The following is a 14857-nucleotide window of genomic DNA, read 5'->3' as shown; positions in this document are numbered from 1 at the left end:
GGGTACCGGGGCTTCCGATCGTGTTGGCGGCGATCTTCTCTCCGCTCGTCGCCTGCTCGACGGACCCAGCGCCTCCGTCCGGCACCTCCTCCGACGTGCAGCAGCATCCTGCATCCTGCTCGTACAGAGTCACGACGAGCGTTTACGACGGGAGTCCGGACTACTGGGGCACGATCGGGATCGAGAATACCGGATCGACCGGCTGGACGAGGCCGGAGGTCGCGTTCGGGGTGCCGAGCGGCGCCACGTGCGATTATGACGAGGCGGGCTGGACCCACACGCAATCCGGGTCCACGTGCACGTATTCGAGGACCTCCAGCGTATCGGTGGGTCCGGGCGCGTCGTTCACGTTCCATTTCTCCACGACCTCGGCGGCCTCGTTCACCCCCTCGAGCATCGAGCTGACGGATCCGAGCTGTGACGGCGCCGGCTCAGCGAGCAGCGCCGGCTCAGGGGGCGGCGCCGGCTCAGGGGGCGCCACCGGCTCAGGGGGCGGCGCCGGCGCAGGGGGCGACACCGGCTCAGGGGGCGCCACCGGCTCAGGGGGCGGCGCCGGCGCAGGGGGCGACACCGGCTCAGGGGGCGACACCGGCGTGGTGTGGCGCACGGCCAGCCTGACAGAGTTCGAGTCGTACCCCGACCCAGGCAGCGAGGAGTGCATCAAATTCAACGGGTGCATGTGGGCAGGTCAGTTCGCGGCGCTCGAAGGGCAGCAGTCGGAGAGCTGGGTCCAGGAGCACAACATCGCGGCCGTCCACTCCAAGGACTTCGAGGCCTACAAGCTGAAGACCCTGCGTCTCCGGAAGGATGGCAAGGAGATCGACGTCACGGTGTACGACATGTGCGCCGACTCCGATTGCAGCGGGTGCTGCACCGAGAACGCCCGGCCCTCGGGATTCCTGATCGACATCGAGAAGTACACGGTCGAGCGGTTCGGGGTGCCCGCGGATGGCCAGGTCGAGTGGAGGTGCCTCGACTGCGACTGAGGCGTGCCTCTCCTGCTTCGGCCAACTACGCTCCTCGCTGCCGCTCGAGCCGCTCCCGCATCACGTTGGGGATCCTCCCCGCCGCCTCGATCGCCCTCGCGAGCGCCGCCTTCCCCTCCTCGTTTCGGCCGCGCCGCGAGCGCGCCCGCGCCCGCGCCTCGATGACCTCGATCTGCTCCTGCCCCACGAAATGGCGAGTGGACCGCTGCTCGAGCTCGTCCCATTCCTCGTCGCTCGCCTCCCGCGTCGCCAGGTCGATCATCGACCACAGCACCTCTTCCGCGGGGGTCATCGCCGTCTGTTCGCCCCCCGCCGCGGCGGCATTCGTCTGCTGAGCCCGGATGGGCTCGATGATCTCCCGCGCCCTGCCCTCTTCGCCCTGGTAAAGGAGCAGCCTCGCCTGAAGGAGCTGCACCACCGGCCGTATCTCCTCCCCCCGCCGCTGGCGCTCCAGCGACATGGCCCGCTCCACGTGCGGCACGGCCGCGTTCAGGTCACCCATCAGGTAAAGGTACTCGCCCAGGTTGAACTCGCTCACGAGCTCCACCGTCCCGAGACCCAGCTCGCGCGAGATGGTGAGCAGTCGACAGAAATCCAAGATCATCCCCGCGCTGTCCCCGAGACAGGCCCGCAGGAGCGCCCGGCCGTTGATCGCCGGTCCGAGGTGCAGGAGATCGCCGCGCTCCTCGCACATGCGAATCGCCCGATCCAGCACCGCGCCTGCCTCGTCCAGCTTGCCCAGCCCCGGGTAGATGAAGCCCAGGAGGAGCAGCGACACCACGAGCGTCTCGTAGCCCTCGTCGCCCACGCCTTCTGCCTGCGCCGCCGAGCGCTCGAACTGATGCGCCGCCTCCTCATCGCGGCTCTCGCGGTGGAGCGAGCGCGCCGCCGCCATCGAGAGCCGCGCCGCCAGCGCGGGCGGCAGATCACCGTGGACGAGCGCCCTCGCCTCCTCCACGCGCTGCTTGGATCGGCCGTAGTCGTCCATCCAATCGAGCGCCGTCGCCTCGTCGAGCAGGATCTCGATCTGCTCGATCACGTCGCCCTCCTCGACTGCCATCGCGCGCGCGCGATCGAGGTCCCCGAGCGCATCGTGGTAGCGACCCAGCCGGTAGCGCATCAGCCCCCGGCCCCGGTACGCCGTCCTCCGCCGCTCGCCGCGCTCCGTGGCCGGCTGCGCGAGCGCGCGGCTGTAGTGGAGCTCCGCCTCCACGTAGGCGTGCCGCCCCCGCGCCCGCTCGGCCATCGCCAGGTACGCCTCCTCCGCGACGTCCGCGAGCCCCGCCTCGGCCGCGTGGTGCGCGATCTTGAACCGCCGCTGCTCCCGGCCCTCGTGATTCGCCTCGCGGTGGTGCTCGTACGCCGCCTGGTGGATCCGCCGCCGCTCGGACTCCGCGACGTCCTGCGCGACGGCCTCCCGCACCAGCGCGTGCCGGAAGCGCAGCCCGCCCTTCCGATCGCCGACCAGCACCCCCGCCCTCAGCAGCCGCTCGGTCCCGACGCGCGCGTCGAGCGGGAAAGCCGCGCCCTCGCCGCGCTCGTCCAGGTGGCGCAGCACGCCCGCGATCTCGTCGATCGACACCTCGGCGCCGAGCAGCGAGACGAGCCGCGCGTGCGCCCCGAGCGCGGGCCCGAGCGCCGCGATCTCCGCCTGCGCCAGCGGATCGAGCGCCGGCAATGCGGGGAGCCGATCGAGCTCGTCGGTCGCCAGGTACCACGCGTCTCCCCGCGGGTGCCGGCGCAGGATCCCCTCGCGCTTGAGCCCGTGCACGAGCTCCACCAGCAGCAGCGGCACCCGCTGTGAGCGCTCGAGCAGGCGCTCGATCGCCGGCTCCGGCACGTCCCGCGCGGGCAGGAGCAGCCGCCGGCACAGCGCCCGCGCGCTCTCGTCGTCCAGCGGATCGAGCCGCAACACCTCGCGCCGGGCGGCGCGCTCGCCCCAGGAAGGGTGCGCCTCGGCGAACGCCGGGCGCCCCATCGCGCAGATCCACAGCGGCGTGGCCTCGTCCGCCAGCGCCGCGTACTCGAGCGCCGCGAGCGTCGCGTCGTGGGCGAAGTGCGCGTCGTCGAGGATCACGATCACGGGCGACGCGGCCGCGCGCCGCCGCAGGCACTCGCCCGCCGCCCGCACGCGCGCCGAGCGCAGCGCGCCGGGCGCGGCCCGGAGCGCCTCGAGCTCGGGGAAGACATCGACGCCCGTCTGCTCGTCCACCCACCCGAGCGCCATCGCGATCCCCGAGCAGAGCTCCTCGCCGAGCGCGGGGCCGAGCCGCTCCGCGAGCGCCGCGCGGACGCCGCTCTTCGGGGGCTCCTCGGGCATGCCGAGCGCCTCGCGCACGAGCTCGTGGAGCGTCGCGTCCGAGGCGGCGCTCGTCGGCTCGTGCCCGCGGAGGTCGATGATGTGGGCGTGCGGCAGGTGCTCCCGCAGCTGCTTGCCGAGCTCGACGAAGAGACTGCTCTTCCCGTGGCCGGGCCCGCCCGTCACGGAGACGACCGTGGGATGCTTCAGGCGGAGCGCCTCCTCGGCGCTCTCCAGGAGCTGATCGAGGATGTCGCGACGGCCGACGAACGCGCCGGGGCGCGTCGCTTCCCGCGACTGGTCCTCGATGCCCGGCGGGAGCTCGTCGCTCGCTGGGGCGCGCGACGGCTCCGGGAGCGCGGCCGATGCCTCGGGCGTGAGGAACGGCCCGGGCGGCCCGGCGGCGGAGGGCCACCGCTCGGCGCGCGAGAAGAGCGGGCTCAGGAGCCGCCGCGCCCCGTCCGGGCGCGCCTGGATCGACACGGGCGCGAGATCGATGAGGACCCGCGCGCACGTCCCGCGTCGGAGCAGCTCGTCGGCCGCGCGCCGCGCGCGGTACGCGGGGCTGGCCGCGCCCTCCTGGGGGAACGCGCCCACGTAGCGCGCGCCGGAGGCGTGCGCGAGCTCGCCGCCGAGCGCCCGGAGCCTGCGCTGCACGGCGACGCGATCGGCCGCGCTCTCGAAGAACAGGAGCCCCATCACGCGGCGCTCGATGCCGGCCACGGAGCGCGGCGCCTCGCGCGCGCTCGTCGTGAGCTCGTCCCGGAGCGCACGCTCCAGCGCCACGCGGAGCTCGGTCGCGCTCGCGAACCGCTCGCTCCGTTCCTTGGCCAGGCAGCGGTGCACCACCTCCTCGACCGCCCGCGGCACGGCCACGCTGGCCGAGAGGCGCGGCGGCCTGCGGCTCCGGTGGTCCTCCAGCACCGCCGCGCGCGGCCCCCAGAACGGGGGTCGGCCCGCGAAGAGCTCGTACAGGATGACGCCCATCGCATAGATGTCGGCGCGCGCGTCGAGGTCGACCCCCCCGGCGGACTGCTCCGGCGCCATGTACTCGGCCGTCCCCACGGCGAGATCCTCGTCCTGCCCGTCGTAGCGCCGCCCCACGACGCGGGAGATACCGAAGTCGATGAGGGTCGCCTTCGCCTCCTCGGCGAGGATGTTCTCGGGCTTGAGGTCGCAGTGCACGTAGCCGCGCGCGTGCACGGCCTCGAGGGTCGAGAGCGTCGCGAGCCCGAGCCGGGCGGCCTCCTCGAGCTTCGGCGCCGGCCGCGCCGCGAGCCGGGCGGCGAGCGTGGGCGCGGCGATGTGCTCGATCACCGCGTAGGGCGAGCCGTCCTCCAGCGCCCCCCACCCGTGCACGGCCGGCACATGGGGGGCACCGACGGCCGCGAGCGCCTCGATCTCACCCCGGAGGCGCTGGCCTGCGCCGCGCCGATCGACGCGCGCGAGCTTGATGGCCACGCGCGCCCCGCCGCTTTCGGGCTCGGCCTCGAAGACGAGACCGAAGCCGCCCTGCCCCAGCGTCCTGCGGGTCCAGTAGCCGGGGAAGCGAGGCAAGGCGACGGGGACGATCGCCGTGATGTCCGGAGGGATCGACGACTGCCCGGCGGGCGGCCGGGCGGACAGCGTGCACTCGGGGCACGCGCCCTGGTTCCGCCGCCCGCAAGCCGGACAGCGCCCCGCTTCCCTCGTCGGGCGTTCCGGCTCCTCGTCTCGCAGCGCTTCCGAGCGCATTCACGCTCCTAGGGGGAGGGGGCGGGCGTCAAGAACGTGGTCATCACCTGGTCCCAGCGTTCCCAAGGCGAGACCGAAGGATTCTTGAGACACCCCCTGTAGAAGCCGTTCGTGTTGTCCGACCCGTTGCACACCGTCTCGCAGGAGCCCACGATCACCATGGGACCACACTGCTGAACGGTTGTCGCCCCGGTCACCGGGTCGACGCTGAGGTGGCCGACCGCACAGTCGCGTTGCACCTGGCGCGCGCGCGCGATGCTTCCTGCGTCTGATGAGTAGCAGGCCCGCAGAAAGGGTGCCTCCGTGTTGGCGAACACGTTGCCCCAGAACGCGCCCTCCCTCACCGGATAGGCCGCGCGCTCCGCCGAAGTCGACGTCATCTCGTTGTTGCGCAGGGAGATGCTCACCGAGATACCGTACCAGTTCATCCGCGCGGCGAGGCAGGCCGTGATCTGGCTCTGAACATATGTGTTGTCGCTGTAGGCGGTGCCGAGGGGGGTGGTCGGCCACCAGTGCGCGTAGCCGAGGTCGCCGCGGTACACCTCCTGGCGGACGACCCCGGCGCTGTCGGTCCACGAGAACGAGAACATCTGGTCGGGGCGCAGCGCACAGCTCACGACGTAGCGCAGAACCTCCCTCGACGCTGTGCCATTCGCTCCCGGATTCTTGATGGCCGACAGCGCGTTGAGGCTCAGCGCGTTGAGGCTCAGCGCGTTGAGGCTCAGCGCGTTGAGGCTCAGCGCGTTGAGGCTCAGCGCGTTGAGGCTCAGCGCGTTCGGCAAGTAGCCGTTGTTGCTTTCGATCGCGCTCTCGGCCTCAGCGAGCAGCGCCTCCGACTCCTCGTCGAGCTCGGCGCCGATGCAGGCGGTGGTAACCAGAGGTACTACGAGAAGAGCAACGAGACGCGTACAGCAAAGTTCCATGACGGTCTCCACCTTTCATCGCGGGTTTTTGGAACGAGGTCGAGCTATGGGAAAGTTTAAGTTACCATTTGGAAACGCTCCTGTGTATGCCTTCTTAACAACTTTATAAAAACTATTACCCGATCAGAAAACTATTGCTTTATTAAACTCACGCAGCTCGCGCAACGCACGCGCAGGTGGTGCGACGTCAACACACCATGCGAAGAGGCGACATGACCGACGACGACGAGGCCGAGACCAGAACCTTCTTGTATTCTGAAAGGCTCGCCGCGCGCGGCGAGCTCCCGCCGGGCACCCTGGCCGGCGAGTACATCCTCGAGGAGTTCATCGCTCGAGGCGGCTGCGGCGCGGTCTATTCGGCGCGGCACAGCCGCTCGGGGAGGCGGGCCGCTGTCAAGGTGCTGAACGAGGCGGTGGCCCACTCGCCCCGCGTGCTCGAGCGGTTCGCGCGCGAGATCGAGGTCCTGCGCAGGATGTCCCACCCGAACATCGTCGAGATCTACGAGGTCGACAAGCTCGACGATCACCGGCCCTTCTATGCGATGGAGCGCCTCGAGGGCCAGACGCTCGACGCCTTCATCAAGGCCGAGACCCGGCTCGCGCTCCGCGATGTGCTCGAGCTGATGGAACCTGTATGCACCGCGCTGGGCGCTGCGCACGCAGCGGGGATCATCCACCGGGATGTCAAGGCGAGCAACATCTTCATCAGTTCGGGCCAGCCGCGCACCGTGAAGCTGCTCGATTTCGGCATCGCGAAGATGCTGGCACCCGAGGAGAGCTCGACCTGGTTCACCACCGCCGGACGTATGCCCGGGACACCATCGATCATGGCCCCGGAGCAGATCCTTGGCGGCCCCATCGATGCGCGTGTGGACATCTATGCTCTCGGGGTACTTCTCCATCGCATGCTGGTAGGTCGATTACCATTCCACACACATGACACGGACGAGATGGTGCGGAAGCATCTGGAGGAGATGCCGCTGCCCCCGAGCGTGCGGGTCCCGCTGCCTCCCGAGCTCGACGCGGTGGTGCTGCGGTGTATGGAGAAGCAGCGGGAGCGGCGCTACGGCTCGGTCGAGGAGCTGATGCGCGCGCTCAGCGACGCCATCGGCGGACCGTCGTCGGCGGTGTCGAGCCGTCCCGAGCCGAGGCTGCCGGCGGTGGCGGTCTACCTGGAGGTGCGGACGCGCGGCGGCGCCGACGAGCTCGACGAGGCGCTGGCGGCCGATATCGGGCAGGTGCTCGACCTCACCGAGGCGCAGCTCGCGCGCGCGGGCTTCATCCTGGCGTCGATCACCGGCAACGAGGTGCTCGGGGTGCGCCTCCTGCCGAGCGCCGCGATCGAGGAGCGGCGGGAGCGACGCGCGGCGCTCGATGCCGCGGCGGCGCTCCACGAGATGCTTGTCCAGCGCCCGGACGCGGACGCGCGCGTGCACGTCAACGTGTGCGTCCACGCGGACGAGGTGCAGGCGCGCCCCGGGCCGCAGCCCGAGATCACGGGGGGCGCGCTGATGAACGCGGGGCAATGGGCGCCGGCGGGCGAGGTGCACGGCGTGTTCGCGACGCCGAGCGCGACCGCCGGCCTGACGATCAGCATCCCGGCAGACCCGACGCCCGTTCGATGACGGCGGTGACGGCGCCCCGCTTGCGTCGCCCGCCCGTTCCTCGGTCCCTCTCCATCCAGGACGGCTCCCATGGCAAGGGCCGCTGTTCTCCAGTGAGCCGCTCGGCCGCCTCGCCGCGGGAGAGCGCCGCATGGTAAGAGAGCGCCCCCATGGCGAGCCGCTTCTACGTCACGACGCCCATCTATTACATCAACGACGTCCCGCACCTCGGCACCGCCTACACGACGATCGCCGCGGACGTGCTGTGCCGCTATCACCGGATGCGCGGCCACGAGAGCCGCATGCTCACCGGCACGGACGAGCACGGCCTCAAGATCCAGCGCGCCGCCGAGGCGCGCGGCGTCGCGCCGGGCCCCCACGCCGACGAGATCGCCGCCGTCTTCCGGGCCACGTGGCCGAAGCTCGGCTGCGCTCCGGATGACTTCATCCGCACGAGCGAACCGCGCCACAAGCAGGCCGTGCAGGAGCTGTGGCGCCGCATCCAGGCGCGCGGGGACATCTACCTCGGCCACTACGAGGGGCTCTACTGCGTCGGGTGCGAGGCCTACTATACCGAGAAGGACCTGAAGCAGCCCGGCAACGTCTGCCCGCTGCACCACAGGCCCGTCGAGAGCGTCAAGGAAGAGAGCTATTTCTTCCGCCTGTCCAGGTACGGAGACGCGCTGCTCGACTACTACAAGCGCAACCCGACCTTCGTGCAGCCGGCGAGCCGCCTGAACGAGGTGACGAGCTTCGTGCGCGAGGGGCTCCAGGATCTGTCGGTCTCCCGCACCACGTTCCAGTGGGGCATCCCCGTCCCCGGCGACCCGAAGCACGTCATGTACGTCTGGTTCGACGCGCTGGCGAACTACCTGACCGCCCTCATGGCCCCCGAGGACAACACGCGCTTCTGGCCCGCGGACGTGCACCTCGTCGGCAAGGACATCCTCCGCTTCCACGCTGTCTACTGGCCGGCATTCCTGCTCTCGGCCGGCTACGGCGAGGCGGAGCTGCCGCGCCAGGTCTTCGCCCACGGGTTCCTCACCTACAGCGGACAGAAGATGTCGAAGACGCTCCGCAACACCATCAGCCCCGTCGAGGTGGCGGAGGCCCTCTCCGAGGCGGCGGCCGCGGCCCTGCCCGGCGGTCCGGGCGCCACGGCCGGCGCGCCGCCCGTCGGGGTGGACGTGGTGCGCTATTGCCTCATGCGCGCGATCTCGTTCGGTCAGGACGGGGATTTCAGCATCCAGGACCTGCTGTCGCGGTATGCCTCGGAGCTCGGCAATGCGCTCGGCAACCTGCTGAACCGGGTGCTCCCGTTCGCCGACGAGGTCCCCGAGAAGGGGGCGCCGGGCCCGCTCGAGGAGGAGCTCAGGAGCGCGCAGCAGCAGGCCTCGGCGGCCGCGGCGGGGGCGTTCGACGCGCACCTGCCGACGCGCGCGCTCGACGCGATCTGGACGGTGGTCGCGGCGGCGAACCTCTACGTCGACAAGGCCGCTCCGTGGGTGGCCAAGAAGACCGACCCGAAGCGCCTCGGGACGATCGTCGGGACCCTGATCGAGCAGCTCGGGGCGATCAGCCTGATGATCTCCCCCGTGATGCCGGTTGTGGCGAGCAGGATGCGCGAGCAGCTCGGGCTGCCGCCGATCGCGCCCGAGGTGGGCAGCGATCAGTGGCCGTTCAACGCCCCTGCGCGCAGGCCCGGCGAGAAGCTCCGCAAGGGCGCGCCCATCTTCCCGCGCCTCGAGAAGGAGAAGGAGGCCGAGCTGCTCGCCCGGTTCGCCCCGCCGCAGCCGGACGTCGAGACGGCCCAGGCCATCCCCGAGGCGAAGGGCACTCCGGAGGCGAAGGGCACTCCGGAGGCGAAGGCCGCTCCGGAGGCGAAGGTCACGCCCGAGGCGAGCGGCGGCGCCGAGGCGGCCGCCCAGCCGGCACACCAGGCCAAGACGCCTGTAGCGTTCGACGATTTCGCCCGGCTGGACCTCCGGATCGGCGTGGTCACGAGCGCCGAGCGCGTGAAGAAGAAGGACCGGCTGCTCGAGCTGCGCGTGGACACCGGCGACGGCGCGCCCCGGCGCATCATCTCGGGCATCGCGGCGAGCTACGCCCCGGAGGAGCTGGTCGGCCAGCGGGTCGTCGTCCTCTGCAACCTGCCGCCGCGCGACTTCGGCAAAGGGCTCGTGTCCGAGGGCATGCTGCTGACCGCCGAGGTCGCGGGGCGAGTCCGCACCCTCACGGTCGACGGCGCCGCGCCGGGCACACCGGTGCTCTGACACCGCGCGTGGCCGCCGCGCCGCAATCGTGCTTTCCGCGGCGGCGGGCGGGGGCCTCCCGGGGAAGCCGGTCCGCGCGCCGGGGGACATGCTAGCCTTGCTCGATGCGTAGTCGCCTTGGCTCGAGGAGGCGGTGAGCATCTCGCTGCGGGGACGCGAGGCCGTGGCCCTGGCCATGGCGGTCGCGGCGCACCTCGCGATCCTCGCCGCGCCGACGCCCGACCGGCCCCCCGAGGCCCCGGCCGGGCCGCCGGCGCTCGTGGACGGCATCGAGCTCGAGCTCGAACCGCCCGCCTCCCGGGGCGCCGCGGCGGCGCCGGCCGGAGGCGAGGCGGTCGCGAGCGATCCGGAGGAGGCCGGTGAGGTCGGCAAGGCCGCTCCCGCCGAGAAGACGCAGGCGCCCGCGCCGGGCGCCGCAGCCGCCAAGGTCGCCTCGACCGAGCGCGCCAGGCCGGCGCCGGCCGCGCCTGAAGCGCCCGCCGCCGAGCCGAGGGCGGCGCCGGAGGCCGAACCGCCGGAGGCCGCGGCGCCCGCCGCCGAGGCGGCCGGGCCTGCGGCCGAGGCGTCCGGGCCCGTGGCCGAGGCGCCGGGTGCCCCGACAACAGCGCCGCCCGGTGGCGAGTACGGCGGGCCGCCCCCCGCGGCGGGCGGGGACGTCGCGCTCGCGCCCGGGATCGGGACGCCCCTCTGGACGGTGCCCGGCCTGCTCCCCGGCCCCGACGCGCCGCGCGCCGCCCCGACGGCCGCGCCGCGCGCTCTGCCCGTGGATCCGGCGATCGCGGGCAAGGTGCTGACCGAGACGCTGCACGGCAAGGACAGGAGCGTGGGGATCAGCGTCCCGGCCGCGGGCGTGGTGGCGAGCACCCTGGCGGACACGGTGCGCTCCTCGACCGCGCCCCTCGACGCGCGCGCGACCTTCGAGGTCAAGCTCGGCGCCGACGGCCAGGTCCTCGGCGTCCGGCTGGTGAGCGCGTCGGCCGGCGACGGCCCCACGTGGGATCGCATCGTGGACGCGGCCAAGGGCGCGCTCGCGGGGGGCGCGCTGCAGATGGGGTCTGACCGGCAGCCGGTGACCGTGACGGTCAAGGTCCAGTCCAAGGTGCAGTATCCATCCGGCAGCAGGAAGAAGCCCAAGCCGGAGCTCGTGTGCGCCGAGGAGGTGCTCGAGCAGATCGCTCAGGCGATGGAGAACCCGAACATGCTCGGCGATCGGCGCGGCCTGGGCGGCGGGGCGCCGCCGGCGGCCGACATGGATGAGGAGGAGAGAAAGAGGCTCTTCTGCATCCCTATCGGGCTCCGCATCAACGCCGATCTATCCGATGTAGGGGCGCACAGGGTCAACGTGGTCTCGGCGTCGTTCGCGGTGAAGCGCGAGGGCGAGCGCGCCCTGCCGCACGAGGACATCCTGCCGGTCGACACGCGCGTGCCGTGGGCGCCCAAGGACCCGAAGAAGGTGAAGCCTCCGCCGCGCCCGAAGAAGAAGTGGAAGAAGAAGAAGGGGCCCTGAGCCCGCGTCCAGAACGTCGCCGGGGGACCGCGGCGATGGGCGCGACCCGTCTTTTCTTGGAGGCACGTCCACCCGGAGACGGGTGCCACCCATCTTTTCTTGGGTACGGACCGGTGGCCTGGGTAACGGTTCAGACCGGGAGCCTGGGTAGCACCCGGACAAACCGGGAGCTTAGGTGACACATGTCGTAGAGGACCGGCGACGGAGGATCGCTGGTGCCCTGGAAAGAGACATGTTCAGTGGACGAGAGGCTTCAGTTCATCGCGCAGGTCAACGAGTCGGACGAGACGTTCGCGGAGCTGTGCCGGCGGTTCGGCATCAGCCGGAAGACGGGGTACAAGTGGGTGGAGCGCTACGAGCAGGCCGGGCCTCGCGGCCTGGAGGAGCGGCGGCCCGTGGCGCACACGTTTCCGCATGCAACGCCTGCAGAGGTCGTCGATGCGCTGCTCGCGCTGCGGAAGGATCGACCCACGTGGGGCCCGAAGAAGCTGCGCGCCCGGCTGGAGAGCCTGGGCATCAATGGGCTGCCGGCGACGAGCACCATCGGCGAGCTGCTCAAGAAGCACGGGCTGATTCGGCCCCGTCGGCGCCGCGTGGTGACGCCGACGTCAGCGATGCCGTCGACGCTGGCTCCTGCGGAGCAGCCTAATGACACGTGGTGCGCCGATTTCAAAGGGCATTTCGCACTCGGCGATAAGACCCGGTGCTACCCGCTGACGCTGACGGATCAGGCGTCGCGGTACTTGCTCAAATGTGAGGGCGTGGCGACGCCCGACCATGCCTCGGTACGACCCCACTTCGAGCGCGCGTTCCGCGAGTTCGGTCTGCCGAACCGTATCCGCTCGGACAACGGCCCGCCATTCGCCACGCTGGGCGTCGGTGGGCTCTCAGCGCTGTCGGTGAGCTGGATCAAGCTCGGCGTGTCTCCCGAGCGCATCGAGCCCGGTAAACCGCAGCAGAACGGCCGCCACGAGCGCATGCACAAGACGCTGAAGGCGGAGGCGACCTCGCCGCCAGAAGCCACGCTCGCGGCGCAGCAGCGCGTCTTCGACCGTTTTCGGCATGAGTACAATGACCAGCGCCCCCACGAGGCGCTCGGCCAGAGGACGCCGGCTTCGCGCTACACGCCGTCGCGCCGCTCGATGCCGAGCAAGCCCTCGTCGCCGGAGTACCCGGATACAATGGCCGTTCGACGCATCGGCACCACGGGACAGCTGCAGTTCGGGGGCGCGTCCACCTTCGTCTCCACGCTGATCGCCAGCGAGCCCGTAGGGCTGCTGCCGATCGCGGACGACATCTGGGAACTGTACTACGGCCCTGTTCTGCTCGCGCAGGTCACCCTGAAGAACAAGGAGGTGCAGTTCTCCAAGAGGCGGTGACCTGCGCGCTCGCACGCCGGACCGTGAGGAGAGGCTCGTGTGTACCGAGACCGCGGGGAGTGGTTCGTGTATAGATCCTGGTGGTCCGAGAGAGCGCGGCGAGCGTGTCGCGTCGACAAGGATCCGGCCCCTGTTTCCAGTCCTCCCGGAGCACGGGGCCGTGGCTCGAGGAAGTGTCACCGCGGCTCCCGGTCTGAAGTGTTACCAGGGCTCCGCTCGTACCTTGGAGGCACGTCCACCCGGAGACGGGTGCCACCCATCTTTTCTTGGAGGCACGTCCACCCGGAGACGGGTGCCACCCATCTTTTCTTGGAGGCACGTCCACCCGGAGACGGGTGCCACCCATCTTTTCTTGGAGGCACGTCCACCCGGAGACGGGTGCCACCCATCTTTTCTTGGAGGCACGTCCACCCGGAGACGGGTGCCACCCATCTCCCGCGTGGACGCGCCGGCTCACGCGGATGGGTTCACGGCATGCCGACCGCCCCGGGCGGGGGCACCGGGACGGCTTCGGGCTTCCTGGCGGGGGCTCTTCGACGGGGCCTCGCGAGGTCGTCGACCATCGCGACGTAGGGCGCCAGCAGGAACGCGGCCAGCGCCTCGCTCCCCGGGATGTCCGGATCGGCGTGGCCCTCGATCTTCTGGATCAGGCTCCGCAGCGCATCCCGGGCGGCGCTCCACTGCGGCCGGCCATCGGTCGGCCCGCCATCGTTTGCGATGACAACGGCCGTGAAGCCGTAGGCCTCGCCGAAGCGCGCGTGGGCGGCGACGAGCTGCCGAACATGCCGCGTCCCGCCGAATCCCGCGATCACCGCCTGCGCGCGCTTCTCCTCCAGCGTCTTCATCCGCTGCACCATCGCGGCCCACTGGACCCGCGGCCGGCGCGTGATGAAGCGAAGCCCCTCGGGCGCCGGGAAGAGCTGCGCGTAGAGCCAGCGCGCCTCGGACGGCGACGGCGTCTCCCCGTCGTCGGAGAGCCCGGCGGCTCCCGCGTTCCACTTCTCGAACGCGCGCCATCGGTCGTCGCTGTCGGTGTTCGCCGCACCCCGCTCGGCCTCGCTCGTCGCCGAATGGCGCTGGTCGGCCTGCGCGCTCGCCCGCACGCCGCGGAACCCCTGGAGCTCTGTCGCGGCCGCGTCGAAGCGCCTCCACGGCCTGTCGATGTGCGGCGGCAGCGCCGCGAGGGGCTCGACCCCCTTGGGCAGCGACGCGTCGCCCTCCCTGCGCTTACCGCCCTTCGGCCGAAGCACCGCCGCGATCCGCGCGCTCACCTGATCTCGGAGCCCGATCACGTCGTCCGCGACGAGCTCCGGGGGGAGGACCATGGTCGAAAATGATTCACTCACGGGGAAAACCTCCTGCGATGTCTCATGGGATCTGGCCTGCCGCCGCGGCGGCACGCCGTCGTTGCGGGGCGGCGGAGCGGCAACAGACGTGCCTCCGCGAGGTGCACCGGAGGTCCCGGCGCAGCGGCTCGAGACGGCGAGGAGGGGAGCGCAACGCGCTGCCATGAACCGCAACGGATTGCGCCGTTGCGCAACGCTTCCGCCGGCGCGTCACGACGCGTTTGCACGTCGAGCACCGCATGCGGGCCTTGCCGGCACCGAGGGACTCCATGAACCGGCCGCGCCACGTCCGAGGGGACGCGTCCTACGGACGGCCGCATCGCGACGGCGCGGAACGCCGCGCCGGGCCGGGTCGCAGGGCCGAATGCGCCGCGACGGCTGACCCGCGGAAGGTGCGCGAACATCTCCTATCCGCGGCCCAACAGCCGCATCAGGGCAAGCGCCCAGGCGGCTCACTCGGGAGAGCGGAAGGTCTCGAGCCCGATGTCCTTCTCGCTCCCGATCCGCAAGTTGACGAGCGTCGAGACGCCGTCCGCGGCCCCCGTGTCGCCGGGGCTCGCGGGCCCGATCGTCAACGCGAGACCCAGGGGGAATGCCATGATGCATGGATCGAGGCCGTTGCTCCTCCGCTTTCAATCGTTCATGCAGTCGAAGCTCCCCACGAGGTCGACGCCGGAGGGCAGCGTGTTCGCGCCTGAATCGCCGCGGCAAAGGACCACGCGCCCGCGCCGCACGAACAGGTCGAGGCCCCGAAAGCGCTCCACGATCCGAGACGAGTCTCCCCCAGGTTTCGAGCCGTCCTCGCC

At 71.3% G+C, this 14857-nt stretch carries 10 protein-coding genes; 5 read left to right on the top strand and 5 right to left on the bottom strand.

Annotated elements, in window-relative coordinates:
* Positions 1-20: 20 nt before the first annotated feature.
* Positions 21-986 (top strand): hypothetical protein, encoded by a 966-nt coding sequence (locus tag WMF28_RS00620; protein ID WP_437600044.1) that lies wholly within the window; start codon positions 21-23, stop codon positions 984-986.
* Positions 987-1011: 25 nt separating this feature from the next.
* On the opposite strand, the gene WMF28_RS00615 is transcribed toward WMF28_RS00620, so the two are convergent.
* Positions 1012-5019, bottom strand: a complete 4008-nt coding sequence (locus WMF28_RS00615; RefSeq protein ID WP_437600043.1) for a serine/threonine-protein kinase — start codon at positions 5017-5019, stop codon at positions 1012-1014.
* Between the two features lie 8 nt (positions 5020-5027).
* Positions 5028-5954, bottom strand: a complete 927-nt coding sequence (locus tag WMF28_RS00610; protein ID WP_437600041.1) for a hypothetical protein — start codon at positions 5952-5954, stop codon at positions 5028-5030.
* A gap of 200 nt (positions 5955-6154) precedes the next feature.
* Here WMF28_RS00610 and WMF28_RS00605 point away from each other — a divergent pair, with 200 nt between their 5' ends.
* From WMF28_RS00605 to WMF28_RS00590, 4 genes are all read left to right on the top strand, one after another.
* The gene (locus WMF28_RS00605) at positions 6155-7567 is read left to right on the top strand and encodes a serine/threonine protein kinase (RefSeq protein WP_437600040.1); all 1413 of its coding nucleotides are present in this window, start codon (positions 6155-6157) and stop codon (positions 7565-7567) included.
* A 149-nt stretch (positions 7568-7716) separates the two neighbouring features.
* Positions 7717-9819, top strand: a complete 2103-nt coding sequence (gene metG, locus WMF28_RS00600) for a methionine--tRNA ligase (RefSeq protein ID WP_437600039.1) — start codon at positions 7717-7719, stop codon at positions 9817-9819.
* Positions 9820-9952: 133 nt separating this feature from the next.
* A complete protein-coding gene (locus WMF28_RS00595) occupies positions 9953-11326 on the top strand; it encodes a hypothetical protein (RefSeq protein ID WP_437600038.1) in 1374 nt (457 codons plus the stop codon).
* A 215-nt stretch (positions 11327-11541) separates the two neighbouring features.
* The gene (locus WMF28_RS00590; protein ID WP_437600037.1) at positions 11542-12705 is read left to right on the top strand and encodes an IS481 family transposase; all 1164 of its coding nucleotides are present in this window, start codon (positions 11542-11544) and stop codon (positions 12703-12705) included.
* 467 nt (positions 12706-13172) lie between these two features.
* Here the strand turns inward: WMF28_RS00590 and WMF28_RS00585 are convergent, their stop codons facing one another.
* From WMF28_RS00585 to WMF28_RS00575, 3 genes are all read right to left on the bottom strand, one after another.
* Positions 13173-14051 (bottom strand): hypothetical protein, encoded by an 879-nt coding sequence (locus WMF28_RS00585; RefSeq protein ID WP_437600036.1) that lies wholly within the window; start codon positions 14049-14051, stop codon positions 13173-13175.
* Positions 14052-14503: 452 nt separating this feature from the next.
* Complete coding sequence (locus WMF28_RS00580; protein WP_437600035.1) at positions 14504-14650, bottom strand: hypothetical protein; 147 nt, start codon at positions 14648-14650, stop codon at positions 14504-14506.
* Between the two features lie 33 nt (positions 14651-14683).
* A complete protein-coding gene (locus WMF28_RS00575; RefSeq protein WP_437600034.1) occupies positions 14684-14815 on the bottom strand; it encodes a hypothetical protein in 132 nt (43 codons plus the stop codon).
* Positions 14816-14857 lie beyond the last annotated feature (42 nt).

The sequence above is a fragment of the Sorangium sp. So ce590 genome (assembly GCF_051521365.1).
Classification (GTDB): Bacteria; Myxococcota_A; Polyangia; order Polyangiales; family Polyangiaceae; genus Sorangium.
This window is presented reverse-complemented; position numbering and strand designations above follow the sequence as displayed.

Coding starts and splice junctions, on each gene's coding strand:
- WMF28_RS00605 (WP_437600040.1), top strand. CDS start 6,155: ATGACCGACGACGACGAGGCCGAGACCAGAACCTTCTTGTATTCTGAA.
- metG (WP_437600039.1), top strand. CDS start 7,717: ATGGCGAGCCGCTTCTACGTCACGACGCCCATCTATTACATCAACGAC.
- WMF28_RS00580 (WP_437600035.1), bottom strand. CDS start 14,650: ATGGCATTCCCCCTGGGTCTCGCGTTGACGATCGGGCCCGCGAGCCCC.
- WMF28_RS00615 (WP_437600043.1), bottom strand. CDS start 5,019: ATGCGCTCGGAAGCGCTGCGAGACGAGGAGCCGGAACGCCCGACGAGG.